At 57.4% G+C, this 26,327-nt stretch carries 24 protein-coding genes and 1 pseudogene; 10 read left to right on the forward strand and 15 right to left on the reverse strand.

Features of this window, described 5'->3' with window-relative positions; translation table 11 throughout:
- Positions 1 to 80 precede the first annotated feature (80 nt).
- The 3 genes and pseudogenes from IF189_RS28885 to IF189_RS18905 all read left to right on the forward strand — a co-directional run.
- Positions 81 to 326, forward strand: a pseudogene (locus IF189_RS28885) (hypothetical protein); the annotation flags it as partial.
- Positions 311 to 676: a hypothetical protein gene (locus IF189_RS18900; RefSeq protein WP_192552077.1), complete on the forward strand. Its 366-nt coding sequence runs from the start codon at positions 311 to 313 to the stop codon at positions 674 to 676. The pseudogene IF189_RS28885 and the gene IF189_RS18900, both read left to right, overlap by 16 nt.
- Positions 677 to 929: 253 nt before the next feature.
- The gene (locus IF189_RS18905) at positions 930 to 1,703 is read left to right on the forward strand and encodes a hypothetical protein (RefSeq protein ID WP_192552078.1); all 774 of its coding nucleotides are present in this window, start codon (positions 930 to 932) and stop codon (positions 1,701 to 1,703) included.
- A gap of 69 nt (positions 1,704 to 1,772) precedes the next feature.
- Here IF189_RS18905 and IF189_RS18910 read toward each other — a convergent pair whose 3' ends face one another.
- Positions 1,773 to 2,618, reverse strand: a complete 846-nt coding sequence (locus IF189_RS18910; protein WP_192552079.1) for a hypothetical protein — start codon at positions 2,616 to 2,618, stop codon at positions 1,773 to 1,775.
- A gap of 231 nt (positions 2,619 to 2,849) precedes the next feature.
- Between IF189_RS18910 and dusA the strand changes: the two genes are divergently transcribed.
- Together dusA and IF189_RS18920 are read left to right on the forward strand one after the other, a co-directional pair.
- Positions 2,850 to 3,845, forward strand: a complete 996-nt coding sequence (gene dusA / locus IF189_RS18915) for a tRNA dihydrouridine(20/20a) synthase DusA (RefSeq protein WP_192552080.1) — start codon at positions 2,850 to 2,852, stop codon at positions 3,843 to 3,845.
- A 27-nt stretch (positions 3,846 to 3,872) separates the two neighbouring features.
- Positions 3,873 to 4,301, forward strand: coding sequence for a DUF2388 domain-containing protein (locus tag IF189_RS18920; protein ID WP_225739913.1), 429 nt, complete (start codon positions 3,873 to 3,875; stop codon positions 4,299 to 4,301).
- Here the strand turns inward: IF189_RS18920 and IF189_RS18925 are convergent, their stop codons facing one another.
- The gene (locus IF189_RS18925) at positions 4,302 to 5,132 is read right to left on the reverse strand and encodes an undecaprenyl-diphosphate phosphatase (RefSeq protein WP_192552081.1); all 831 of its coding nucleotides are present in this window, start codon (positions 5,130 to 5,132) and stop codon (positions 4,302 to 4,304) included.
- A 506-nt stretch (positions 5,133 to 5,638) separates the two neighbouring features.
- Between IF189_RS18925 and IF189_RS18930 the strand changes: the two genes are divergently transcribed.
- The 3 genes from IF189_RS18930 to IF189_RS18940 all read left to right on the forward strand — a co-directional run bounded on the left by IF189_RS18930 (position 5,639) and on the right by IF189_RS18940 (position 9,093).
- Positions 5,639 to 6,379 carry a winged helix-turn-helix domain-containing protein gene (locus IF189_RS18930; RefSeq protein ID WP_192552082.1) on the forward strand — a complete coding sequence of 247 codons (741 nt, stop codon included), beginning with the start codon at positions 5,639 to 5,641 and terminating at the stop codon, positions 6,377 to 6,379.
- A 292-nt stretch (positions 6,380 to 6,671) separates the two neighbouring features.
- A complete protein-coding gene (locus IF189_RS18935; RefSeq protein WP_085713181.1) occupies positions 6,672 to 7,316 on the forward strand; it encodes a winged helix-turn-helix domain-containing protein in 645 nt (214 codons plus the stop codon).
- Between the two features lie 382 nt (positions 7,317 to 7,698).
- On the forward strand, positions 7,699 to 9,093 hold the full coding sequence (locus IF189_RS18940; RefSeq protein WP_192552083.1) for an undecaprenyl-phosphate glucose phosphotransferase: 1,395 nt from the start codon (positions 7,699 to 7,701) through the stop codon (positions 9,091 to 9,093).
- Positions 9,094 to 9,453: 360 nt separating this feature from the next.
- On the opposite strand, the gene IF189_RS18945 is transcribed toward IF189_RS18940, so the two are convergent.
- The 6 genes from IF189_RS18945 to galE all read right to left on the reverse strand — a co-directional run bounded on the left by IF189_RS18945 (position 9,454) and on the right by galE (position 15,654).
- Positions 9,454 to 11,532 (reverse strand): YjbH domain-containing protein, encoded by a 2,079-nt coding sequence (locus IF189_RS18945; protein ID WP_192552084.1) that lies wholly within the window; start codon positions 11,530 to 11,532, stop codon positions 9,454 to 9,456.
- Entirely contained in the window at positions 11,529 to 12,293 is a 765-nt protein-coding gene (locus IF189_RS18950; protein WP_192552085.1) for a capsule biosynthesis GfcC family protein, read from the reverse strand. The genes IF189_RS18945 and IF189_RS18950 overlap by 4 nt, the downstream gene beginning before the upstream one ends.
- Positions 12,290 to 12,955, reverse strand: a complete 666-nt coding sequence (locus tag IF189_RS18955; RefSeq protein ID WP_134827551.1) for a YjbF family lipoprotein — start codon at positions 12,953 to 12,955, stop codon at positions 12,290 to 12,292. The genes IF189_RS18950 and IF189_RS18955 overlap by 4 nt, the downstream gene beginning before the upstream one ends.
- A gap of 12 nt (positions 12,956 to 12,967) precedes the next feature.
- Positions 12,968 to 14,029: a polysaccharide biosynthesis/export family protein gene (locus IF189_RS18960; protein ID WP_085713176.1), complete on the reverse strand. Its 1,062-nt coding sequence runs from the start codon at positions 14,027 to 14,029 to the stop codon at positions 12,968 to 12,970.
- Positions 14,030 to 14,172: 143 nt separating this feature from the next.
- Positions 14,173 to 14,409 (reverse strand): hypothetical protein, encoded by a 237-nt coding sequence (locus IF189_RS18965; RefSeq protein ID WP_003226528.1) that lies wholly within the window; start codon positions 14,407 to 14,409, stop codon positions 14,173 to 14,175.
- A 228-nt stretch (positions 14,410 to 14,637) separates the two neighbouring features.
- Positions 14,638 to 15,654, reverse strand: coding sequence for a UDP-glucose 4-epimerase GalE (gene galE, locus IF189_RS18970; protein WP_134827552.1), 1,017 nt, complete (start codon positions 15,652 to 15,654; stop codon positions 14,638 to 14,640).
- 380 nt (positions 15,655 to 16,034) lie between these two features.
- Between galE and galU the strand changes: the two genes are divergently transcribed.
- Both galU and IF189_RS18980 read left to right on the forward strand, forming a co-directional pair.
- Positions 16,035 to 16,868: a UTP--glucose-1-phosphate uridylyltransferase GalU gene (gene galU / locus IF189_RS18975; RefSeq protein WP_134827553.1), complete on the forward strand. Its 834-nt coding sequence runs from the start codon at positions 16,035 to 16,037 to the stop codon at positions 16,866 to 16,868.
- 32 nt (positions 16,869 to 16,900) lie between these two features.
- Positions 16,901 to 17,311, forward strand: coding sequence for a mannose-1-phosphate guanylyltransferase (locus IF189_RS18980; protein WP_114884347.1), 411 nt, complete (start codon positions 16,901 to 16,903; stop codon positions 17,309 to 17,311).
- A gap of 4 nt (positions 17,312 to 17,315) precedes the next feature.
- On the opposite strand, the gene IF189_RS18985 is transcribed toward IF189_RS18980, so the two are convergent.
- From IF189_RS18985 to IF189_RS19015, 7 genes are read right to left on the reverse strand one after another with little or no spacing between them, the layout of a single operon-like run.
- Entirely contained in the window at positions 17,316 to 18,452 is a 1,137-nt protein-coding gene (locus tag IF189_RS18985) for an SGNH/GDSL hydrolase family protein (RefSeq protein ID WP_192552086.1), read from the reverse strand.
- Entirely contained in the window at positions 18,452 to 19,504 is a 1,053-nt protein-coding gene (locus IF189_RS18990; protein WP_192552087.1) for an acyltransferase family protein, read from the reverse strand. Before IF189_RS18990 ends, IF189_RS18985 begins: the two co-directional genes overlap by 1 nt.
- 12 nt (positions 19,505 to 19,516) lie before the next feature.
- Positions 19,517 to 20,620 (reverse strand): hypothetical protein, encoded by a 1,104-nt coding sequence (locus tag IF189_RS18995; RefSeq protein WP_134827557.1) that lies wholly within the window; start codon positions 20,618 to 20,620, stop codon positions 19,517 to 19,519.
- Positions 20,611 to 21,843, reverse strand: coding sequence for a phosphoribosylaminoimidazole carboxylase (locus tag IF189_RS19000; RefSeq protein ID WP_134827558.1), 1,233 nt, complete (start codon positions 21,841 to 21,843; stop codon positions 20,611 to 20,613). The genes IF189_RS18995 and IF189_RS19000 overlap by 10 nt, the downstream gene beginning before the upstream one ends.
- Positions 21,840 to 22,952, reverse strand: a complete 1,113-nt coding sequence (locus IF189_RS19005) for a polysaccharide pyruvyl transferase family protein (RefSeq protein ID WP_134827559.1) — start codon at positions 22,950 to 22,952, stop codon at positions 21,840 to 21,842. Before IF189_RS19005 ends, IF189_RS19000 begins: the two co-directional genes overlap by 4 nt.
- A 14-nt stretch (positions 22,953 to 22,966) precedes the next feature.
- Entirely contained in the window at positions 22,967 to 24,049 is a 1,083-nt protein-coding gene (locus tag IF189_RS19010) for a glycosyltransferase (protein ID WP_134827560.1), read from the reverse strand.
- A 41-nt stretch (positions 24,050 to 24,090) separates the two neighbouring features.
- Positions 24,091 to 26,319: a polysaccharide biosynthesis tyrosine autokinase gene (locus IF189_RS19015; RefSeq protein ID WP_192552088.1), complete on the reverse strand. Its 2,229-nt coding sequence runs from the start codon at positions 26,317 to 26,319 to the stop codon at positions 24,091 to 24,093.
- Positions 26,320 to 26,327: the final 8 nt, after the last annotated feature.

Below are 26,327 nucleotides of genomic sequence, written 5' to 3' on the forward strand. Positions count from 1 at the left end.
AGCACCTCAAAATCGGCAACAAAATGGGGACTGATTTATTTACTATCTAAAAAACCGATAAAAATAAATCTGTCCCCTTTTTTCAAATACTGAACGCCGACAACAAAGTAAAAGAAACCGCGCGACAAGCAACAATCCTTGGCGCCGGAGCCGCCGGCGGCTTCCTCGCGGGCCTGGGTGTGAGCGCAGTTTGCGGCCCGGCCGCGCCAGCATGCGCCGTAGCTGTGGTTTTAATAGGCAGCATGGCAGGTGGCATCACCGGAAGCGTCGTCGCAGATACCTTTGACGAAGAATTAGAGGAGCTTTCCCATTGGGAAGTATTTTAACTCCGGAAGATAAGGCCAAGATCCAGATAGCGTTGGGTGAAGCCTTCGTTGATAACGAAGTCGACTATGCATACATCGCGGAGCGAATTAAATCCTACGATCTGAAAATTGTTGAAGACATACTATATTCAGAAGTGGCTCCCGTGTGTTTTGGTAATCTTGAGACTCCAGTACCGCCAATTTGGACAGGCTTCAAGGATGAGTGGTTGTTAGATGAGATTGAAAACGAACTGCATGCACGTAAAAAAAGCAGGGCGCGTCGAATTTTTGACAAACTCAAGGTTATTTGGCTTCGATATAGCTATGGCTACATTTGGAAAGAGATCTTAAAAAACACAAACACTAAATAGCTCAGACACTTAAAGCGACAACAAGGAATAATATGGACAGATTTATTTATGACACATGAATTTTTCCCCTTTCGCTCCCCCCCCTTAAAACCATGAAGCCCTACCCTCCTAGGTTGTCCCCTTTTTTCCCTCTTTTTCCCTGAAGACTGCTCTGCTCTGGAAAGGTCTTTGTATCAAAGCTATAGTGCACCGAGAACAACAACTACGACAGAAACAAACTACTGATTTCGCTCAAAGAAGATCAAGGTCAAACATGAAAAACTTAAGAGATTACGACCCTATTTGGATGGGTATACTGACTGGCTTGGCAGCCTTGGTCTTGTGGTATTTTTCGAGCCTTGCAATCGACAAAACGATTACTCCTTCTACAGATAAAATCTGGCCATTTTTTTCTGCAGGCCTTGGCGCTTTCTCTGGATCTTATTTTGCGTATTTATTTAGAAAGCACGAGGAAAACCAAGCAAAACTAAAAAAAAGAAAAATCGCTTTAGACACTTGCCTCTTCACTTCTTTTAGGCAATACAACGCCATGCTTCAAATTAAAAACTGTTTTGACGCTTTTGATACAGACCTTGAACAAGCGTTCACTATGCAAGCCTACAAATTCCCTGATTACAAGGACGTTAGAATTGATTTTGATAGCTTAAATTTTTTAATTGATCTAGGAGAAGTCGAACATCTTCTCGATCTAACTACTGAGCAGGAGCGATTTGAACAAGCTATTGCTAGCATGGAGATGAGAAATAACTTTCACGCCGAACACCTCCAACCGGCGCTTGAAAAGTATGACATTGACGGAAAAATACTTACACGAGAAAACATCAAAACTCTAATCGGACCACGCATTTTTTATACCGCAATAAATAATGCCAAACAAACCCACGAAATGGTTTGCGAAAACTTAAACTCAAATCATCAGCTCCACCTAGCCACTTGGAATATCGCAAAAAAAATATTCCCTGAGCACGCCTTTTTATTACCATCACAAATTTCCCCGCCAACAATCGATAGCAAACGAGAGGACTGAAAACAATGGGGACCAAACAATGGGGACAGATTTATTTGTTGCCTCCTTTCAGTCCTACATTGACAGCGATCAGGAAGACGTCGGCTCACGGTGTGAATCATTTCTCCTGCCGCGGCGAGCCAGGAAACCAATGATCGCCGTATACACCGCACCGGCAACCAGACCGATGACGAGATAGACGATCAGCCCCGGCCAGAACCCGCGAGGCGACAGTTCTGCGCCTTTCAGAAGGGCTTGCGGCTTTGCCAAAAAAACCGGTGCGACAGACAGCAGCCAGACAAAAAAACTGCTCATCACACCGCCGATCAGGTAGCGCAGGCGCGTGGTGAGAAAACGCTCCACCAGCCAGAGCATCGGCCAACTGACCAGCATGCTGATAAGCCCACCGATGAGGAACAGCATGAAGAACATCGAGACAATACTCAGCAGACCACTCGACTGACTGATAGTCGCAATGACGGCGACGGTGCCCAGTGCCAGCCCTCCCGACAACGGGATGGCAACAATCGCCCCCCAGCCACGTGCTGCACGGTCCTGGTTTGAGGCAGGGATTTTTTCTATGGCGCCGAGGGCCAGGGTATACAACCCGCCCAATGCGACACCGCCGACAACTGATATCAACAGCAGTTGCCAGAGCGGTCCCCGGTAGGAAAGGCTGACCAGCAGGCTTTGAATCAACCAGCTCAGCACATGCCGCACCCGAGACTCTGGGCAACGGCGGTCGCCCAGGAGCAGAAAGGGAATGCCCAACACGGCAGAGAGGATGCAGCCAAAAAGAAAGCCGGAGAACAGCACTGCATCGCTGAAGCCGTAGACCATCACTTTCACGGCGGCATAGACGAGGCCTCCGCATAGCGGTGTGACGAACAGCCGGAGCTCGTTATGGAGCCTCTTTTCAAGCGTGTTGCCGGGCATTCAGGTCGTCCTGACAGGGGAGTATTTCGAGCTGGCTATTCGAATCGATCACTGGGCTTGTCGCAAGCAGAGAAGGTGTTTTTCCATAAAACAGAAATGGGGACTCGTCTATCAGCCCCCTTTTTCAAGCTGCAGCACCTGTCAGAAAGCCTCTCAGATGCCTCCCAAGCCCCACCCCGCCATTCCTGATAAACTCCCCCACCTCCCAGCCACACCGATTCCGTACCCCCAATGCCCCCAATCACCGCCACACCCGCCCCACTCTCCCGCCGTTTCTCCGTCGCGCCGATGATGGATTGGACTGACCGCCATTGCCGGTACTTCCTACGCCTGCTGTCGAAAAACGCCCTGCTCTACACCGAAATGGTCACCACCGGCGCTCTGCTCAACGGCGATCACGAGCGTTTCCTCCGTCACAACGAAGCCGAGCATCCTCTGGCCCTGCAGTTGGGCGGTAGTGTCCCGCTGGACCTGGCCGCTTGCGCGCGTATGGCGCAGGAGCACGGTTACGATGAGGTGAATCTGAACGTTGGCTGCCCGAGTGATCGGGTGCAGAACAACATGATTGGTGCGTGCCTGATGGGGCATCCGCAGTTGGTGGCGGATTGTGTGAAGGCGATGCGTGATGCGGTGTCGATTCCGGTGACGGTGAAGCATCGGATCGGGATCAACGGGCGGGACAGTTTTGAGGAGCTGTGCGATTTCGTCGGCACGGTGCGGGATGCCGGGTGCACGAGTTTTACGGTGCATGCGCGGATTGCGATTCTGGAGGGGTTGTCGCCGAAGGAGAACCGTGACATTCCACCGCTGCGTTATGACGTGGCGGCGCGGTTGAAGGCGGATTTTCCGGAGCTGGAGATCATTCTGAACGGCGGGATCAAGACGATGGAGGCCTGCCATGAGCATCTGCAGACCTTTGACGGGGTGATGCTGGGCCGTGAGGCTTATCACAATCCGTATCTGCTGGCCGAGGTGGATCAGCAGTTGTTCGGCAGTTCGGCGCCGGTGATCACCCGGGCCGAGGCGTTGGCGCAGTTGCGGCCTTATATTGCCGCGCATCTGGCGACTGGCGGGGCGATGCATCACATCACGCGCCATGTGCTGGGCCTGGGCACCGGTTTCCCGGGGGCGCGCAAGTTTCGGCAGTTGTTGTCGGTGGATATTCACAAGGCCAAGGATCCGCTGGCGTTGCTGGATCAGGCGGCGGAGTTGTTGGCGGGTCGTTGATCGATGCGTTGATTGTGCGGGCAACGAATGACCGTTGCCCGCTGCTGTAATTCTTTTGATGTGCTGACAGGATGTCTTTTGTTTATGCCCGCGTTGAATTTCTCTGGCTTCAAGCGCTGCACCTTCCTTGCCTTGTTTTGCGTCACGTCCAATGTTCAGGCCCACTGCGATGGGTTGTGTCTGGGTAACACCGATACGCCATGGGAGGTGACCAAGCTGTCTGGCTTCGCGCTTGTCTCTTTGCTGCTCACGCCCTTTACGGCCTCGCAAGAAACCACCGACAGCCATAAACGCGTTTACTCCGCTGCGGAGCTCGAGGACGCGCGGCTCTATCTCGCCAGCGACGGCATGCTGCAGGCCGCGTATTTCACATCAGCCTTGCAGCGTTTTCGTCGTGAGTCGCCCGATACAGAGTTGAGCGACCTCGCCGTCGCCGCACTGATCAGCAGTCAGTGATCAGGCCGCGGCTTCCGTCCAGTTCACCCAGCCAAACACCCACGTCGCCAGAATCAGCAAACCAAACGCAATCCGGTACCAGGCAAACGCGGCGTAGCTGTGGTTCGCAATGAACTTCAGCAGACCGCGTACGGCGATCATGGCGAACACGAATGCGGTGACGAAGCCCAGGGCGAAGACCGGCAGGTCGCCGGCCTGAAACAGGTCGCGGTATTTGTAGCCGGAATACACTGCCGCACCGACCATGGTCGGCATTGCCAGGAAGAACGAGAACTCTGTGGCGGCTTTACGCGACAGGCCGAACAGCAAACCGCCAATGATGGTGGAGCCGGAGCGCGAGGTGCCGGGAATCATCGCCAGGCACTGTACGAAACCGATCTTCAGCGCGTCGGACCAGGCCATGTCGTCGACGTGCTCGACACTCACCACATGTTTACGCCGTTCGGCCCACAACATCACGATACCGCCCACCACCAATGCGACCGCCACGGTGATCGGGTTGAACAGGTAATGATGAATGGCGTCGGCGAATAACACGCCGAGAATCACTGCCGGGAAAAATGCGATCAACAGATTAAGGGTAAAACGTTGAGCATTGCGCTGGGTCGGCAGGCCTTTGACGATCTCGAAGATCTTCGGGCGAAACTCCCAGACGACGGCGAGAATGGCGCCCAGTTGAATAATGATGTTGAACGCCATGGCGCGTTCGCCACCGAAGTCGAGCAAGTCGGCAACGATAATCTGATGGCCCGTACTGGAGATGGGCAAGAACTCGGTGAGACCTTCTACCGCACCTAAAACCAACACCTTGAACAAGGTCAGTAAATCCATTAATCCTCCGTCAGAACGCTCTTCAAGAGCGCCCGGTCAACTGCATTCAGGCATTGAGTATCTGCAATTAAACAATTGGCAGATCTACAGTCATTGCCCGATTTGGTGACGGAGAATATGTCTTATCAAAAGACACACTCAAGCCATGTTAATAATCGTCTGTCTGTGAACTTGTTCACTTAGTGGCAAAAATAACCTTGCGCCCCTAAAATGTGACCCACCTCACACTCCCCTGATTCTGGCGACGAACCATACTGGCCATAGGACATAAAAACCGGTCGCCATAATTACAAAATAGTGGCACCATTGCACATCGCCACCATCTAACGACGTTCGTTTCGTTAGTTCAGCACCCCGAGAAAATCAACTAAAAGCTTGAAAAGCTTAATTATTGTTAAAAAACTCGGGAGCCACGTCTAAAAATCGCGCGAATGTTACCAATTGTCAGTCACAGATGAGAACCGGTGCTTTAACATCCCGATGTCCGCACTTTTTCGAGTCAAGGCATGATGCTTACAGGGAACTTAGCGACTAGAAGCTCGCACCAGACAAACGACGCGCCAGGTGTTCTTGCCCTGGCGCGTACCCGCGCTGTGGCCGAACACTTCAGAACGCTAATCGCCAAACATGTGCAGACCGGTCTGGCACTGGAAGCCGACTCTTTCACTAGTTCATATCAGCCAAACGAATATCACGGCGCCTATCGCGCCATTTTCATCGTCATCGATACTCCGCAAGCACTGGAAGACAATCTGGCGCTGGTGGAGAACCTGCGCACCGAGAACTTGAAGCCGATCATTTGTGCGGTGATTACCGGTCGCGGCGCCCACAACAAGATCAAATACCATCTTGCCGGGGCAGACTTCTGTATCAAGCTCAATACCCTTTCCGATGAGGGCGGCGAGTTGCTGAATGAATTCTTCAGCAGTGAAGAATGGCTGCGTGACATTGATCTGATACTGGACCCGACCCGTATCTGCCTCTCCGACACCAGCAAGAAACTGGACATTTCCTTTGCCGAGATGAAGATCCTGGAAGCGTTTTCGCAAACCAGCAATCACATTCTCAGCCATGACGAAATCGCCGGCATCATGGGGCTCAACACGCATTTCTACGACCCTCGCGCACTGGAAAAATCCATCAGCCGCTTGCGTGGGAAAATCAAGGACGTGTACGGTACGAACGCCATACAGAGCATTCGCGGGTATGGCTACCGTCTGATGAGGGGGTTGATCTCGACCGCCTGAGTCAGGGAAATCACCATTTGCAGCATACGAGGGAACGTCTGATGCAACGCTACAACAATCCAAAGTCTCATCGCTTTACTCGCAACACCTGCCTAATAAAAAGCTGTCAATTGAATGAGCGCTGCAACACTTAAACATAACAATAAATCATTACTCTAAAAGCAGACCCAGTGGAACTTGTCGCGGGCCAAAATCGGGCCCAGACCCTGCCTGTCGATTATTTCCGAGCGCGTTATAACTCGTCTGCCGATTACCTTTTAGCCAAATTTGGTGCGTTATTCAGGAGAGAGACATGGAAACCAGTACAACCCTCCCACGCAAATATTTTGTTGTCGTGACCAATAACTCTGCGTCGCAACGTGAACTCGAGAGCATTCTCTCCAGTGAGCGTTTCAATTCGTTCGGTACGTCCCAGGCACAAATGTTTGTTGAAGGTGTTGCTTCGCCCTCTTCCACTCCCACGCTCATGGAGTTCACTTACCCACGCGGCACAAGGAAAAGCGTCGCTCGCAGTATTGAACATGATACACAGCGCATATTGGCCACCCTCGAATCCGAGTGGCTGGCGGCACAATCGGTAAACTCGCTCCAGAACTCACCCGCAATAGAAGACACCGGCTCCATTGAAGGCAATGTTCCCTGCACAGAGGCCTGGCATCTGGACAATGACCAGGGCGCCCTCGTCAAGGAAGGTGTCGAGATCAGCCTCACCGGCCTCGAAACCGCACTGGTCAGAAAGATGCTGCACCACGAAGAGCGTGTTGTCAGTCGCGACGATCTGATCCTCAGCATCGGCCGGGAACCGGAACAATATCGCGGACTGGAAATGTGCCTGAGTCGACTTCAAGACAAGTTCAAAAGTGCCAGCAATGGTGAACGGCTGTTTCGTGCCGTGCGCAATCGTGGTTATTGCCTGATCCAGGAAGTTGTTGCCTGAGCACAGCCTCCACATCCAGAAATTGAAGCAAGTGCAATAACAAAAATAAAAAAGCACTTTGCTTGTTTGAACCTCCTTTTCAGTAATGCTTCCCTCCTCACCCTTCCTACGATAGCAAACAGATTATTGTTTGTTCACCCTTTGCCCTTTGACCTTTTCTAACGTTCGATTATTTCCCCAATCAATTGATTGGCACTTTGCCATCTTGTTAGAACTCGTCAGACAGCTTCTTCCCCAATAACTTAGTCTATTGATTGACGACAGTTCGGCATACCGATGTTGTTACCTCAGAACATGGGCACCTAAAACAAAAACAACTCTGCTTAACAACTCGGATTTCAACTGTCGAAACCTGAATGGAAGTCTTTTGGGGATATCGCATATGGATCTCACTCTACGTATCAACCGAAACACCGGCCTCAAGGGACTTACCTTCTGGGGCCAATGGGCGCTGGCACAGTGCTTTATTGTTTCACTGTTATTTGTATTGGCTGAGCAGCACACGGGAACGGTCGAGTTCTATTACCGGATGTGCACCATGCTGGCCGTGCTGGCTTCGGTTCCGGCCTACACGTTCAGCGGCGCCTACCGCAAGCGCGACAACTACCTGACCGGTCTCGGACGGCTGCTAATGGGCTGGTCGATGACCATGGCCGGGCTGACGTTCATCGCGTTCATCTGCAAGGCCGATGAGCTGTTTTCGCGCCAGGTGATTCTTGACTGGGCGGTGTACGGTTTCCTCGGTCAGGCGCTGCTGTATGCGCCGCTGCATGCGTTTTCGAAGTACTACCAGCGTTCACGCAAAAGCGAGCACAAGACCCTGATCGTCGGCACCGGCGAACTGGCCCTGGGCCTGGCGAAGAAACTCAGCGAACACGAAAACCTGCCGCTGGTAGGTCTGGTCAGCAACGGCACCCTGCCCGCTCTGGACGCCAATGCTCCACGGGTCGTCGGCGATCAGGAAAACTTGCTGGAGCTGATCAAACGCCACGATATCCGTCGTCTGTACATCACGCTGTCGCTGTCCGAAGCGGCGAAGATCGAAGCGATGTATGTCGATCTGCTGGATGCCAACGTCGACGTGGTCTGGGTGCCGGACCTGAACAGCCTGACGCTGCTCAACCACTCGGTAAAAGTCGTGGACGGCCTGCCGGCGATTTACCTCAATGAAAGCCCGCTGACCAGTCGCCCGACCGCCGCCCTGAGCAAGAGCCTGATGGAGAAAAGCGTCGCGCTGCTGGCGATCATCCTGTTGAGCCCGGTACTGCTGCTGATCTCGTTGGCGGTGAAGCTCAGCTCGCCGGGCCCGGTGTTCTTCAAGCAGGATCGCCATGGCTGGAACGGCAAGGTGATTCAGGTCTGGAAGTTCCGCTCGATGCGCGTCCACGATGACCGCGACGTCAAACAGGCCAGCCGCAACGATTCGCGCATCACCGCCGTCGGGCGCTTCATCCGCCGCACTTCGCTGGATGAACTGCCGCAACTGTTCAACGTGCTGCAAGGTCACATGGCACTGGTTGGCCCACGTCCGCATGCCGTGGCGCACAACAACTACTACTCGGGCAAGATCCTCGCGTACATGGCGCGCCACCGAATCAAACCGGGCATCACTGGCCTGGCGCAGATCAGCGGCTGCCGTGGCGAGACCGATACTCTCGACAAGATGGAGAAGCGTGTCGAGATCGACCTCAAGTACATCAACAACTGGTCGCTGTGGCTGGATGTGAAGATTCTGGTGAAGACGCCGTTTACCCTGTTGTCGAAGGATATCTACTGAGACGCAGAGCTTCAGGAAGCAACACCGCAAGGGGACGAAAGTCCCCTTTTTTGTGGGCGGGATTTGGGGATTGGCGGGAGGCTTGCACCTGCATTGGGTCAGTTGCAGTAAGGTCGGCTGAACTGACGTCATCGCTGGCAAGCCAGCTCCCACAGGGGCTTGTGGTGAAACACAACTAACGATCCGACCACAATCACTGTGGGAGCTGGCTTGCCAGCGATAGCGCCGGATCATTCAACACTGGACTTGATCTCGCCGTCCCCTGCTCCTTCAGCTACGGTGAAGGCTCAAGAAAGACATCCACCCCAAACCAAAACGGGAGCCCAAGGGCTCCCGTTTTGACTTCCCGGTCTCCCGGACTTACTCGGTAATCTTCCCGAAGTTGCGATAGAACATGTCGTCCTCACGGCTATCGGTCATCGAGTGCAGTTGGAAGCTGCGGCTGAGCCGCGCACCACCGTCACGGGTCAGCGGCGCCCAGACCAGGTTGGCCCGGCGCATGGTCGACATGCTCATCATCTCGTCGAACGGAATCGACAGATAAATGCCCTTGTCGAAGCTGCCTTCGCCGTATTCCGTACTGCCCGCCGTGGTGATGGTCGCCCAGGCACCGAAGCGCACGCCGTTGGAAAACTCCCGGGAGATATCCAGCGTACCGCCAAAGTCGCCGGCCAGATAACGCCCGACGCTGACCGCCGCCAGTGTTTCGTAAGGCAGATCCGTGTAACCAGTGATATGGCCGGTCAGTACCGAATAATCACGCAGGCCGAAACCCTGATCGAATTCACGCTGACGTACGTAGTTCAGATCCGCACCGATCGCCCAGCGCTCGCCGGTCGGACGAAACAGCACCTCGCCGCCCACCCCGGCAAACATCGACTCCAGATAACCGCCGTAGACCATGCCGTACAGATCCTTGTCCAGTTGCTCGGCATGGCTGACCTGAAATAACGGCATGGTGGTGTCGGACGTGGTCAGGTACTGACGCAGATCCGTACGCACACGCGGCAAGCCGCTGGGTGCGTCGTATTTGAACTTGTCGAAGTTGTTCGTCAGGTTCTGGCTGAGCATGCCGCTCCACCAGGTGTTGCGATTGAAGCGGAACTCGGCGTCGAGGTCGGCGCTGAATTGATAGAGCAAGCCATCCGGGCCACCGACGTTCTGCTTGAAGCCCAGGCCGGCGCCATAGCTGAAGTGCTGCAGCGGCTGGGTGTAGAGCGTCTTCTCGTTGTGCGGCATCGCCGGGTTGACCTCGGTGGTGCGGTGCAACGTTTGCAGCGGCTCTTCGTTGTTGATCACTTCGCGGAAGGTCTGGCGCGGCACGCTGGTTTCTTCCAATGGCAGGTCGTAACGCTTGTTCACCAGGGTGAACCAGTCGATGTCGTCGTTGACGCTGTTGTCCAGCACCCGGCTCGCACGGCCCACCGCTTTGGAGGAATGGAAGTAGCGCTGCTGCTCGCCGTACACGATCAATTCGGAATCACGCTGGGCGATGCGCTCGACCCGGTAGCCCGCATTCTGTTGCAGGCGTTGCGATACGTTGGCCCAGTCAACCTGATCCATCGATGTAGTCGGTGCCTTCGCCGGCAGCGGCTCCGGCGGTGGATCGAAATTCTTGGCCGGGGCCTTGCGGCTGACGAAATTGGTGTGGAAGGTGACGCCGAACATCGCCGTGTTGCCCCGCTCCCACGCGGCGCTCACGTCGAGGGAGTCCGTCACCTTGAACACCGCGCCAAGGTTGATCGGCGAGTCCTGCTTGATCACGTTGTCCTTGGGTTCGTGTTTGTAATCGTTGCCTTCGTATTCGAGTTTCAGACTCAGTCGATCCCAAGGGGTCTGGTAACTCACGCCGCCGAAGAACGATGGCTGGCCGCGAAAGTAGGAACCGGCGTTGACGTCACCGGTGCCTTTCAGGGACGGGCGCGTCTTGAAGCGATCATCGAGATAGCCGAACGGGTTGTCGATGTCGCCGCGATTACCGATGTAGCCCCAGGCGATGCCGGCGCTGAAATCCAGGTTGTCGTAGCGCTTGTTGGCCACCAGAAATTCACTGGCGAACAAACCCGTACCGCCGACGTCTCGGAAGCCCAGAGCAACGTCGGGCGCCCAGTGGGTTTCCTCCCAGAGCCGGACTTTGACGTCGACCGCCTTGTCCTTATAGCTCTGGTTGCCGCTCATCGACTCCGGGCCGTACGGGCGGTTGGTGATGGCGGTGTAGCGAAACGAGCCTTCGAGCCAGTCCAGCGGCTGCAACGAAACGCTGTAGCGGCTGTAGGGCTCGGTGCGGTTGGCATTGACGCTCAACTCGCCGGCCGGGGACATGCGCGCGGTGGGCGTCTGCAACAGACCGGTTCCACCAAAATCGCCCTGGGTAATTCGCGGCTCGGCATGGACCAGGCCGCACGGCAATAACAACACAGCTGCAAAACGCAAATTCAACGAACCACCTCAGCCAACTGCGTGGCAATAAATTCGGCCAACTGCTGATTCAGTTCAGGGATAGGCGGATCCAGATCATCGTTTTTCAACGGCACCAGAATTTTGCTGCCGGCAACGGGAAACTGCCCGCTCTCACGATTCCAGTGGGCAATGCCAACGCGCCGCGAAACCCCGTTGGGCTGGATCAGCCACAGGTAATCGGCGTCGGCATCGTCCTCCAGCAGCACGCAACTGCTGAGGTATTCACGGGCCTCGAGCAGTGGCTGATAAGGCAGCCGGCAGGTCCCGGCGACCGCGCCGAGCACTTCCACTTCATCGACCCGCTGCGGGTAGATCAGGCGATCGCCGTCATCCAGACGAATGTTGCGGGCGAAGCCGACTTCCAGCGCCACCGGATCCAGGTCCGCGATCTGGCGCCCGGTGACTGGCATCTTCTGCACGTCCTCGGCCATGCGCACCGCCAGGGCTTTGCGGCTCGGTCGATCAAACAGATCGGCCATGCGCTGCAACACGTCCAGATCGAACAGCACGCCGACCTTGAGCCGGGTCTGCTCTTCCAGCAATGACTGACGCAGCAGCACACCGGCCAGCCAGTAACCCTCGGCGTTAGGCACGGCCTCGCTGATCACATCGGTCAATCGGCCGCCCGGCGGCAACGTCACCGGCCCGGGATTGGCGACATCGCCGCTGACCGTGACCGCCGCCTGACTTGCGCCGGCGAGCAACATCAAACCCGCCGACAGAACCCTCAAGCGCTTCATGGCAGATGCCTGCGATCAGGGGTCAGCTGCACGATCTTCACCCGCAGTTGCGAGGTCAGTTGCTGCTCGCTCTGCACAATGAAACCGTCCACCGGGTCAACCCAATAACGATTGGTTGCCCGTAGGCCGATGGCCGGGACGTCGATACGTTCATCGACACGCAGCACGGCGTATTCCTTGTTCAGAATCTTCAGGGTTTCCACGGATTTGCGGGTGAAGCGGCTGTTGACGATCAGCCCGACTTCCTGGCCCTTGTAGAGGTCGATCCAGCGCTGGCTGGTCTGGCCATCGGTAACGTGTTGCAGACCGCGCTTGAACGGCGAGGTATCGGACAGCCGCGTGCCGTCCAGGTCGCCCTCCGCGCCCAGGCCGATGCTGCGCACCGCGAGACCGTCGCGCAGCAGCAGGACCTGCTTGCCGGACGCCACCCAGAACTGCAGGTCATCGCGCTTGCGCACCAGCGCCAGCACACCGGAACCGGACGGCGTGGTGAGTTTGAGTTGCGGATAACTGACCTCGGCCACCTGGGCCGGCGTCACGTCGATATCATCCGGGCCGACCACCGCCGACTTGAGGTTGGTCACCGACGCGACCATCAACGGATTACAGCCACACAGCAACAAGGCCGCCATCAGGCAGACGCCAACATTCAAGGTTTTCAAAGTCGGCGGGCCTTATTTGCTGTTGTTGGTGAATTCGCTCCAGTTCTTCGCAGCGGAAGCGCCGGTGCCGACAATCGATGCCGACGGCACCAACTGGCTGATCAGGCGGTTCCAGCGAGTCACGTTGGCAGGCCCTACATAAACGACATCCTGCGGGCGCACTTCGAAGTGCGTGGCGAGGACCATGGCAGTCGGCGATTCGGCTTCCAGTTGATAGATCTTCGCCGGCTCGACATCGAGGTTTTCCACCCCGCGAATGACGTACACGGCATTGCCGTTGGCGGTGGTCTGGCTCAGGCCGCCGACCGAGCCGAGCACGTCGGACAGGTTCATCGTCGCCGTCTTGAAGCTCAGGGCGCGCGGCTGGTTGACCTCGCCCATCACGTAGATGCGCTTGTTGTCGTTGTACGGCAGATACAGTTTGTCGCCACCCTGGAGGTAGACGTTCTGCAACTCGGAATCCTGTTGATTGAGGGTATCCAGATTCAGCGGATAGACCCGCCCGTTGCGCGTCAGCAACAACCCGGACAGGTCGGCATTGTTGGTGTCGATCCCCGCCGAACCCAGGGCTTCGACCACGCTCAGCGGGTTGGTGGAAATCGCTTGCGGGCCAGCCTTGGCGACTGCGCCGGTGACCACGACTTTCTGGCTGGCGAAACGCAACACGGCGACGTCCACTTGCGGCTCGGCGATGAACGCCGACAGCCGTTGTTCGATGTCGTCGCGCAGTTGCTGGATGGTCCGGCCGGCGGCCTGGACTTCCTTGATGTACGGGTAATACAGCGTGCCGTCGGAGCGCACCAGACGGCCGTTGGCGTCGATCTGCTGCTGCGCGCCCGACGGCGCCGTCAGCTCGGGGTGATCCCACACGGTGATGTACAGCACGTCGTTGTTGCCGATGCGGTACTCGGCCGGCGTCGCCAGCAATTCCGTGGGCACTGACTCACGCTTCTGCGTGGCGCGGTTCATGGAGATCAGCTTGGGGGTGATCGGAATCAACTCGACCCGGCTGCTTTCACTGGCGCCCTGGCGGGTGATGCCAAAGGTGCTCAGGTGTTGACCGGGGGAAAACATGCAACCTTGCAGAGCGAGACTTGCCAGCATTAAAAGAGAAAAACTACGAGTCATAATGGCACTACGCTATTCAAGGGCGAATCCAAAACAAAGTCACCCGACTTTCGTCGGGCGACCTTGTACTGCACCAACAGTTACTTCAGTTAGTTGTGCGTGCCGGTTGTACCCGTGGTACCGGTGGTACCCGTTGTACCGCCGTTGGCACTTCCACCACTGTTGGACGCCGCTACGGCACTGGCAACCATTGCAGTACTGGCAGCGGGCGCTGTAGAAGCCGCGACACTGCCCGATACATTGGTTACCGCTGTAAGCGGCGCTTCAGCTGCGGATGCCCAGTTGCTCAACATCGTCAACAAGGCAATCGCCATCACTTTTTTCATATCAACTCCTTTCTAACATTGCACCGTTACATCGGGTGTTTCGTTAGAGGTGGTAGAGTTCAAGTCGCAAAAAGCGCGAACAAGATCCGTTGTTCTTTCACAGTCCTACGCAACTGATAAAAGTCGAACGGCAGGTTTATATCTACGGACTTGCAAAAGGCATTGCCAGTGTAATTTCCCGACGATATCTAACAACCTGACCGAAAATAACATTGGACTAAAAGGCCATCATTCCAGATAGCCGTTGGGATGATTCGACTGCCAGCGCCAAGTATCGGTAACCATATCCTGCAAATTGCGTGTGGCTTTCCAGCCCAGTTCTTTTTCCGCTTTGGAAGCGTCGGCCCAACTCTCGGCAATATCCCCCGAACGCCGTGGCATCACCCGAAACGGCACTGGCTTGCCGCACGCCTGTTCGAAGGCTCGCAGCACTTGCATCACGCTGTAACCGTCGCCGGTGCCGAGGTTCCAGGTATGAATGCCGGTGCGCCCGTCGATGGCCTGCAAGGCCTTCAGGTGCCCGTCCGCCAGATCGACGACGTGGATGTAATCGCGCACGCCGGTGCCGTCTGCCGTGGGGTAATCGTCGCCGAAGACCGACAACTCCTGCAGGCTGCCGACCGCCACCTGGCTGATGTACGGCAGCAGGTTATTGGGGATACCGCTCGGGTCTTCGCCCATATGGCCGCTGTCATGGGCGCCGATCGGGTTGAAGTAACGCAGCAGCGCGATACTCCAGCGCGGCTCGGCCAGGCTCAGGTCGCGCAGGACGTTTTCGACGATCAGCTTGGATTGGCCGTAGGGATTGGTCGGGATGCCGGTGGGGAAATCCTCGCGGATCGGCATCTGCTCAGGCTCGCCGTAAACAGTGGCCGAAGAGCTGAACACCAGCCGGAAGACCCCCGCCGCCGCCATCGCCTGGCACAGCGTGATGCTGCCGCTGACATTGGTTTCGTAATACTCGAGCGGCTTGCGCACGCTCTCGCCGACCGCTTTAAGCCCGGCAAAATGCAGGACGGCGTCAATTGAATGCTGCTGGAATATCCGGTCCAGCAACGCCCGGTCGCACACATCGCCGCGAATCATCAGCGCACTTTTGCCGCAAATGCCTTCCACGGCGTGCAGTGCCGCGTCGCTGCTGTTGCAAAGATTATCCAGAACGACAACTTCATAACCTGCTTCAAGCAATGCGAGTGTGGTGTGCGAGCCGATATACCCGGCGCCACCCGTTACCAGAATCTTCATAGCGCGGTCCATAGTGGGAAAGTGCCAACTAGCGTGTCAAGCCCAACTTGTTTAATGTGTGTCTTGCTTCACACAAACAGGGCGACAACAACCCAAAACAAAAACAGTTCCATCGCTGGCCAAAAATATTTTTAAAGGCCAAACTGTATTGCCCGGTACTTATTAGCACTCCCGCACTTTCACCACTATCAACAGATACCGACTAAAAATAACTGTTATTTATCAAGCCGACATCTAATAACATTATCCTCTTTTACACTAAGCTAACGTTGTCACTCATAACCTGACTCAGGTATTAAAGTACAGCTTCATCAACTTGCAACTTTTCCTTATTGCAATGTAACCGATGGCTGTATGCCATGAATGTCCAGGAAACTTCTATGATTCGTAAATGTTTGTTCCCCGCTGCCGGCTACGGCACGCGTTTCTTGCCGGCCACCAAAGCCATGCCGAAAGAGATGCTGCCGATCGTCAACAAGCCGTTGATCGAATACGCCGTTGAAGAAGCGCGGGACGCCGGCCTGCAGCACATGGCGATCGTCACCGGTCGGGGCAAGCGCGCACTGGAAGACCACTTCGACATCAGCTACGAACTCGAACACCAGATTCGCGGCACCGAAAAAGAGAAGTTCCTGGCCGGCACTCGCGAACTGATCGACACCTGCACCTTCTCCTACACCCGTCAGGTGGAAATGAAAGGCCTGGGCCACGCGATCCTCAGCGGTCGCCCATTGATCGGCGACGAGCCCTTCGCCGTGGTCCTGGCCGACGACCTGTGCCTGAACCTTGAAGGTGACGGCGTGCTCACCCAGATGATCGAGCTCTACAAGAAATTCCGCTGCTCGATCGTCGCCATCCAGGAAGTCCCGCGCGACCAGACTCACAAGTACGGCGTGATCGCCGGCGAGGCAATTTCCGACGGCATCTACCGGGTCAACCACATGGTGGAAAAACCTGCGCCACAGGACGCTCCGTCGAACCTGGCGATCATCGGCCGCTACATCCTGACGCCCGACATCTTCGACCTGATCGCCGACACCGAGCCCGGCAAGGGCGGCGAAATCCAGATCACCGACGCCCTGATGAAACAGGCGCAGAACGGTTGCGTGCTGGCCTACAAATTCAAGGGCCTGCGCTTTGACTGTGGTGACGCCGAGGGTTACCTGCAGGCGACCAACTTCTGCTACGACAACGTCTACCTCAAGGGCCGCTGAAAGGCGCCCCACGTGCATCCGACGAGGCAACCATGAACATTGCACAACATTCGACAGACATTGAACGGGAGGTGGACAACCTCGGGGTGATGAGCTGGTTGTCTCGTCATCAGCCGTTGCCCAGCGCCAATGAATCCTGGCTCGGAACCATCCTGCTGGTGGAGCGGATCGGCATGTTTCCATCGTCCGGGGACATTCGCCGGCCGCTGCGCGATCCCTATCCCCTGCTCGCCCATCTGAAACGGATCTATGGCGAGCAGGCGCTGGAGGTCGATGACCGCGACGGCCTGAAGGTGATTCTCGGCGACTGGCGATTCCGCGTGCGCCTCTGCTGCAACGAGCCGGCAATCATCATCAATGTGGAAACTCGTTGTGTGACGCAGTTGATGCCGCAGAAGACCGCAGAGCTTCTGGGTCACGTCGACACCTTCGACAAGGGTTGAGTTCTTATTCCGAGGCGGCGCCGCAGGAAGTCCCGTGGTTGCCGCCGACGATCATCCGATAGAAGTAATCGGCAATCACCTTCCCTCCCGTGGCCGGCAGCGGATGTATCTTGTCCGGGCCGATCATCGCCGCCGCATAACGTTTGACGTCCGTACCGAACGCGCACTGCAGATTGGCGAAACCCAGATGCTGCTCGCGGGCCCAGGGCTCGAGCACCTGCGCGTAGGCCGACATTGGATAGGCGCTGGAGCGTGTGGTGTCCTGACGCATGATCAGGTTGACGCTCGCTCCTGGCTGAATCTCGCGGATCATTCCGACCAGTCCCTGAATGTTCTTCAGGTACTGCTCGGGCTTCACGCCGAAACCCTGATCGTTGCCGCCAAGCATGATCAGGTAGACGTCAGCCGGAATCTTCGACACCACCGCTTTCCACTGGGTCTGCCACTGACCGTCGGCATGATAGAAATCGCCGGACGCAGCGCCCGATGCGGCCAGTTTCGACATCCGCAAACCGGCCTGTTCGTTGCTCATCCACAGACCGAACAGCGTTGGCGCGCCCTCCACCACTTCCAGCCTGAAGGACCAATCCGTCGCGGCGGATGTACCTGACAATGGGACTTCCTGAACACCGACGCCGCTCAACTTCAACGGCTGCCAGGATTGCGAGGGTGCCCAGCGATAACGCAGTTCACTGGATTCGCCGTTGCCCAGATAAAGTAACTTCGCCTGGGTGACAGCGGTGTTTATCGCTTCGCTCGGATGCGCATCGACCTGCAGCCATGCACCGGGACTTCCGGTCACGGTACGGCTGTCGGGACTCGCCACGCCGAGGTTCGACACCTTCCAGTCGCCGCCGAAGTATTTCTCGCTGCTGCGGGTGTACTTGAAATGGCTGCCGCCCAGCGCCGCGCCATGGTTGAAGCCGACATAACCGGGGCCGGCAAAACCGACCTCCCCGACCAGCCGCTGCACCAGTTTGTTCAGATAGAAATCCTGCCCGGCGCTGTAGCTGTCGCCGATCACCGAAACCGACAACACCTTCCCGGCCTTGCCTTCGCGCCACTGGGCAAAACGCTCGCGAGCATCACCGACTTCAACCACCGACGCCGCGACCGGCGCTGCGTCATCCACTGCAACCATCAAGCACTTCCTTTAGCCGAAACCTGCGCCGGGGAGACGTTCCCCGCCGGTTTTTTCGTCGCCGCACGCTCGCCCAGAAACAGCACCGACGTGAAGTTGAACCGGCTGAAGATCGTCGACAGCAACACCGGCCCGAGCAACCCGCAAGCCACACCGCAGAACACCAGAATGCTTTCGTCCTTGATGCCCAGACGCCCGAGCACCGAGCGCGAGGTGGCGGCGAACAACACATGAAACAGGAAAATCGCGTAGGAGTAACCACCGAGCCAGGTCAGCGCCTTCGAGCGCATGTCACTCGACAGCAGCGCAAAGCAGGACACGCACCCCACCGTCAGGCCGATCAGGCTGCGGCGGTCGATGATCAACTCGCGATCCAGCGCCGCAATGTACAACAGCGTCAGCGAAATCAGCACAAACACCAACGGGCCGACGACTTTGAACCGCTGCTTCAACGCACTGACATTTTCCTGGCCAATCATCCCCGCCACAAAAAACGGCAAAAGATAGGTTGCCCCGTTGATGCCGAACGCATCGAACTTGAACGGCGGCAACAGAAAAACCGCGGCGGAAAACGCGAACAGCAGGTACAGACGCGTCGCCGAGCGCAGCAATCCACGCCATTCCAGCAGGCCGACAAACATGAAAATGATGAACACCGCCTGCAGGAACCAGAAGTGGTTCACCGGCACATAAAACGACAACAGCGCATCGATCACACCGACGTCCTTGTTTACGCCCGGCCCCACCGCCTGCAACACCGAGAACGGCACACCCACGCAAAACAGCGGCACGATCAGCCGCCGCACCTTGCCGGTGAAGAACGCCGAAAAGTCATTGCCGCGAATCTTGTAGATGGAATAGATGTAGCCGGAAATGAAAGTGAACAGCGGCATGCGCACGTACACCATGGAATCGGCGATGACCCGGAACGGCGAGCCGATATCGATCTTCAAACCGCCGCCCAAAGGGCCGATCACGTGATAGAGCACCAGCAGCAGGCACGCGAGGCCGCGCAGGGTTTCGATCTCCAGGGACTTTTTCTTGCTCGACATAAAGCACCCGCCTCAATTCAGAATTCTTGATTCGACCCGCACCGGTTTGTTCGCCCGCAGCATCAAACCCAGGCCCACGAACAACACCGGCACCACCATCGAGAAGTGTCGGGCGAACGAGCCGAAGTCCGGTTCGAACAAGCCTTGAACCAGCAGAAACGCCAGGGGAATCGCGATCAGCTCCTTGGGTTTGGTCTGGATCGGCGCGCCCTTGTAATCGGTCGAGGTGATGACTTTGAACAGCAGCAGCGCGGTCATGATCATCAGCGCCACGAAGATCACCTGGCCCGGCCCGGAGAGCAGGATCAGCTCCACCGGGAACGACAGGCGGAAGAAGATGATCATCGAGTCCAGCGCCTGCGAAACGAAGTCGCTGCCGCTGAGCCACGAGACGATCAGCGACTTGGAACCCTCCTCGCCCGCCGTGCGCAGTTCGTTGTTGCTGGCGCGAATCGATGACACCGGAAAGCCCAGCGCCAACTGGATCGCCATGGCCACCGCCAGGTAGAACAGGAACAGCATCACGAAGAAGGTCATGCGCGACACGTACTTCTTCATCATGCAAACGCCGACCCAGGACAGCGAAAACAGAATCCAATAGGGCCGAATCAGTACGCCGTAGATCACCGCCGACAGGAAAAACCCGCCACGATATTTACGCGTCAGCGAGCTAAACAGAATGCTCAGCACCGCCACCGACACGATGATTTCCTTGGTCAGGTTTTCCAGGAAGAACGAGCGCACCACGCCCCACAGACACAGGGTCCCGAAGATCGCCAGCGGCATGCGCCGGAACACCACCACCGGAATCGCCGTGAGGAAGAAATTGCAGAACATCCCGTAGGCCCAGGCGTTGGTCAGGTTGATCCCGGTGGGCCGCAGCAGGAACGCCGAACACTCGTAGGACGAGCGATCCGGCGAGAACGGGTTCCAGAAATTGCAGTTGTCGGCCCGGGCATAGGACGACCACAGGGTCATCGCATCCGGGCCGGGATCGCGGGGGATCAGCAGCGGCATGGCCACCGACAGAAACAGGCCGGTGAACAGGATCAGGAACGAGAGAGAGGAATCGAGTTTCTTGCCGCGAAACTCGATGCACGGCAGTTTCAGGCCCATGACACGACAGCCTTTTTCGCACGCGTCGCACGGGTCAGCAGCGCAATCACGCCGAGCTGCACGATGATCCCGAAGACGTTGCCCCAGGCCGCGCCATAAATCGAATAGTGCTTGATCAGCACATAGCTGACCGGCACCGAAATCAGCAGGCAAAGGGCCGAACTGGCGAGGGAGACCCGGCTGTTTTTCGACGCGATCAACCCACCCCAGACGATGTCGCCGATGGCGCGCAGGGCGAAGGAAAAGATCAGTACGCCAAGAATTCCGTTGTCCGGACGCGGCACCGCTGCACCGACGTAATCGAGCACGACATTGAAGAACAGATAAATCGCCACCGCGACTGCCGCTGAAACCACCAGCGAACGCGCGACCCATTTGTTCACGAACAATTGCCTGACCGTGAACGCTTGTTGATCGGCCTGGTAACGCTTGGCGAGCACCGGAATGCCGACCACCGCCACCACCGCGTAGGACAACGCCTGCAAAGTGTTGGCCGCCGACCACGCGTACACGTATTTACCGAGGCTCGCGTAAGGTTCGAGGTCGATGATCAGAAAGCGCTCGGCGTACTGACTCACGGCGATCAGGCCGGTGCCCAGGTAGAACGGCAATCCGGCTTTCCAGACGGTCGCCGTCGCCAGCGTCCCATCTTCGCGCCCGCGATGGACATTCACCACGATCAGGTAACCGGCGACGATCACCAGCACGTTGGCGATGACCCACAGCCATAGCACGCTGGCGATCCCCGACACCCAGCCGAGCATCATTCCGCCCACGGCGAGCAGTGCCCAGAGGCCGGTCTTGATGAAGAACAGCAGCGCCCCTGCCGTGGCTTTCTGTGCGGAAAACACGAACGAGTTGATTTCGAACGACAGGTGCTCGGTCAGCAATACCAGGGTCACACAGGCGATCAGTGCAGCCGTCGCCTCGACCTGCTGGAACAGCGAATAGATCAGCACCGTCAGCACCGACAACAGCAACCCTACGGCCAGGTACAGCAGCAGAACCTTGTCGACCACACGCTTCGAACTGCCGCCGACACTGATCAGCCGATTGATCTCGGAACTGAAACCGACGCTGTAGAACTTCGACGCGATCAACGACGCCGCGACCACCACGCCGTAAAACCCCAGCGCCTCGTAACCGAGGTAATGGGTGATGGCGAGCACCAGCAAGAACTTTGCGCCCAGTGCTCCGCCGCGCAGCAACAAGCGGAATATCATCGAATGACGCCCTTGATGATGTCGTCCATGGCCACGGTTTTGGCTTCGATTTCACGGCAAGTGTCGGTCAGGCGCTTGCCGAAATCCGACAGCGCATTCGGCGCAAAAACCGTGTCGATGATGGTGTCGACATCGATGTCGCCACCGTTGATGACCCAGTCCTCGACACCCATGTCCTGATAGGCACCAAAGCCTTTGCGCTCGTAGCTGATGTGGTACGCCGGCACGCCGGAGAGCAGCGATTCGATCGCCCCGTGCAGGCGTACGGAAATCACCAGGTCCGGTTGATATTTGGCAATCGTGGCCTTCAGCGACAGCAGGTCTTCGGTGATGCCCAGTTCGCGATAGAACGCACCGTCATCGTTACCGCGCACAGCGCTCTGCACCGCGCAGACCACTTTGCTTTTGTTCTTCAAACGCTGCAGCAGCACCTTCAGGTTGGCCACGTAGGCGAGCTTCTTTTCCTTGCTCCATGCCGGCGGTTTGCGCAGCACCACGCACACCGTGGCCGGCGTCGAGGCGCAGCGAGTGAACTTGGGTTGCTGCAGGATTTTGCCGGCCAGGGCCTGCACCGCGAGGTCCGGTGCGCGGTAGACATTTTCGCAGGCGTCGAACAACGCCGAGGAGCGGTTATCGCGCACGAACACCGCATCGGCGCTGGCGTAGTGGCCGACGATCCTGTCGCTGTCACCGTGGAACGGCCCGATGCTCTGCGGCAGGTACACCGACGGGACTTTGCTGAGAATCGCCGTTTCCAGTTGCTTGGCGTGGCCCAGTTTCAGCTTGATGTGCTCGAAGGCGCTTTTGGAGCGCATATAGCCGCCGCCGACGCCGACGATCAGATCGGTTTTCTTCAACAGATCCGCCAGCCCGGCGTAGGACTGATTGAGGAATACCGCCTGCTTGACCCGGCCCAGGCCCTTGGCTGCCATGACCGGCGCGTCAAAGCGCGGGTGCGGCAGGTATTTGAAGGAGTCCGGATCGGAGGCCACGACGCTGATCGAAGTGTCTTCGCCAAAGTTGCGCTGCACCAGCGCAATGGCCAGGTCGACCAGCAGACCATCACCGGAATTGGAGGCACTGTAGCCATGCAAAATCGTTACGTTCATGAGCGGCGTTCTACTTAATAAGAGGGAGCGGAATACACGTCGTAGGTCTGGCGGATCATCAACGCGGCGCTGAAGCGCTCGCGGACGATGCGTCGACCTTCGATGCCGAGGGCTGACAACGCGGGTTTCTGGATCTGCTTCAGGCGGTCGGCCAGCGCATGGTGATCACCGGTGGGGAACACGTAGCCGGACACCCCGTGGGTCACCAGTTCCGGCAGCGACGTGCAGTCGCTGGCGATCACCGGCAAGCCCAGCGCCATGCCTTCCAGCGGCACCATGGCAAAGCCTTCCCAGCGACTCGGAACAATCAGCGCATCGGCCTGCTGATACAGCGCGTTGACCTCGGCCGGTGTGACCCACGGCAGGTACTGAACGCCATCCATTGGCGGGCATTCGACCGTCGCCTCGTTGACCGCACTGCCGACCACCGTCAGTTTCAGGTCGTTGCGCCCGGTCTTGGCGTAGGCCTTGAGCAGCACGTCGAAGCCTTTCTGATAGTCGAGCCGGCCGACGAAGAGCAGATGAATCGGCTGCGGATCCTCGGCTTTACGCTCCTCATCCTTGGGATGAATGCCGTTGTAGATCAGCCGCATGCGTTTGCGCTCGATGCCGAACGCTGCGGCTTTGTCCATCTCGTACTGGCTGACGCAGATGATCGTGTCGGTGACCTTCTGCAACACGCGCTCGATCCACGCATAGACTTTCTGCTTGATCGGCGAGCTTTCCATCAGGAACGAAAAGGCATGCGGGCAGTAGACGATTTTCGGTTTGCGCCACGGCCGCAGAAGCACGCACACGCAACGGCCGATCACCCCGGAAAACGTGCTGTGCAGGTGCACCACATCAGGTTTTTCCTTGAGCATCACTTGCATCAGGCGCCAGGCAAAACGCAGCAACGACGGCACATTGCGCCCGGTTCGCTCGAAGGTGCGGATCTGCTGCGGGGCGATGCCGTGCAGTTCCTTTTCCTGATCCTGCGGCACCAGATACACCAGCTCGTAGTTGGCTTGCTCGTCTTCCGGGGACGCCGAAATCGTGCGGATCACCGTCGCGACGCCACCTTTAATCGTTTCAGCCACGTGCAGTATTTTTTTCACAACCCACCCACTTTGTTGCCTGTAAGAACAATCGCTGAAACTCAGGATTTGTCGGACGCGTATTCGTAGTTGTAATAGCCGTAGCCGCCGTTGCCGTAGTAACTGGCCGCACGCTTCTCGACGCCGTTGAACACCGCGCCTTTCAACTCGATGCCGTTCTGGGCGAAGCGGCGAATGGTCAGCTCGACTTCTTTGGCCGGGTTCACCCCGAAGCGCGCGACGATCAGGCTGATGCCCGCTTCACGGCCGACAATCGCCGCGTCCGTTACCGCCAGCAGCGGGGGCGTATCGATGATCACCACGTCGTAGCGCTCGCTGAGTTCCGCCAGCAGTTCGCGGAAATTGGCGTGCATCAGCAGTTCGGAAGGATTGGGCGGCACCTGGCCACGGCTGATGAAATGCAGGTTGTCGACTTCGACCTTGTTGATCGCCTGTTCCAGGGTGCAGCGCTTGACCAGCAAGTCCGACAAACCGTTGGTGATCGGTGTGTTCAGCGTCTTGTGCAGATGCCCCTTGCGCATGTCGGCATCGATCAGTACCACGCGCTGGCCGCTCTGGGCCATGACCGCCGCGAGGTTGGAAGACACGAACGTCTTGCCGACCTGCGGGCTCGGGCCGGAAATCATGATGCGGTTGTTGGTCGAATCCAGCGCGGCGAAATGCAGGCAGGTGCGCAGGCTGCGGATCGACTCGATGGACAGGTCCGTCGGATTGCGCAGGGCCAGCAGATACGCCGGTGTGTCCGCCGTGACCTTGGCGCGGACTTTCTTGGTGTCCTCTTCCTGTTGCAGGGCGCTGTAAGGGATCGATGCGTAGACCGGCAAGCCGAGCTGCTCGATGGCTTCCGGCCCTTCCAGGCCCTTGCTCAGGGATTTGCGCAACAGCACCAGCGCCACGCCGACAAAGGCACCGAGGAAGGTCGCAATCAGCACGATCAGGGCTTTCTTCGGTTTGACCGGACTGGTCAGGTCGACATCCGCCGAGTCCACCAGACGCACGTTGCCCACGGCGCCGGCGCGGATGATGTCCAGTTCCTGAGACTTGTTCAGCAACTGGGTGTAGATCTGCGAAGCGACTTCGACATCGCGGGTCAGGTTGAGCAGTTCCTGTTGCGTGGCCGGCAGGTCGCCAACCTTGCCTTCCAGGGACTTCTGTTGCTGGGTCAATTCACCGATCTGGGTCATCAGAGCCCGATAGGCCGGATGCTGTCTGGTGAACTTGCGATCCATCTCTGCCTGCTGCATTTTCAGCTCGGAAATCCGCGTTTCGAGAGCGACAGACTGGCCGAGCACCGATTGGGTTTCCAGGGAGATGTTCACGGTCTTGCCGCGCGTCTGGTAGGCGTTTAGCGCATCACTGGCCTTGGCCAGGTCGCGTTTGACCTGCGGCAACTGGCTTTGCAGGAAAACCAGGCTCTGCGCGGCTTCGGCCGAGGTACGGCGTACGTTCTGGTCCACGTACAGCGAGGCGATCTTGTTGAGGATCTTCACCGCTTCGGCGGCATCGGTGCTGGCCAGGGCCAGTCGGATGATTCCCGACTCCTTGCCCTGCTCGGAAATATCCAGCGCGTCCTGATACCCCTGAATGGTCACGATCCGCGGGTAGCGCACCACTTCGAATCGGGTACCGGGATTAGCCAACAACTGCGTGATCTGCCCTTCTACGCCATCCTGTGCGAAGGCTTCACCGGCAGTGCCTTCTGCCAGCAGATTGTCGTTGTCGTCGAACAACTGGAAGCGCTGCTGCTCGCCGGCGATCAGGCTGAGTTTCTTGCCCAGCAGTTCCTTGGGCAGATCGAGCCGGGCGAACTCCAGACGCTCACCGCCCCAGGCGTAGCTGCTCAGCCCGAAACGTGGCGGCGCGACGCTGAGTTCGGTGTCACCGCGATAGCGGCGCGAGAGAAAGCCGCCAATCACCGGGAAGGTATTAGGGGTGACGTCGATGTCCAGGCGCAGATCGTCGACGGTCTTGCCGATCACCGCGCGGGATTTGATGATGCCGATCTCGGTAACGGACGGCGACTGACCGCCCAGCATGCTGTTGAGGTCGGAGAAGCCGAGCATGTCGTTCTTTTTCGGCTCGACCTGTACCAGCGCGTTGGCCAGATACACCGGTGTGGCCAGAATCGCATAGGCGACGCCGGTCATCATGAACGCGCCGGTGAAGGCACCGATCAACCATTTCTGATCGATCAAACTGCCAAATATGCCGAGAAGATCAATACTGTCTTGATCGTTGTCACGGGTGCCGACTACTGACGGTAACTGCATAAGTCTTT

This window comes from Pseudomonas sp. IzPS59, assembly GCF_014863505.1.
Taxonomy (GTDB): Bacteria; Pseudomonadota; Gammaproteobacteria; order Pseudomonadales; family Pseudomonadaceae; genus Aquipseudomonas; species Aquipseudomonas kribbensis.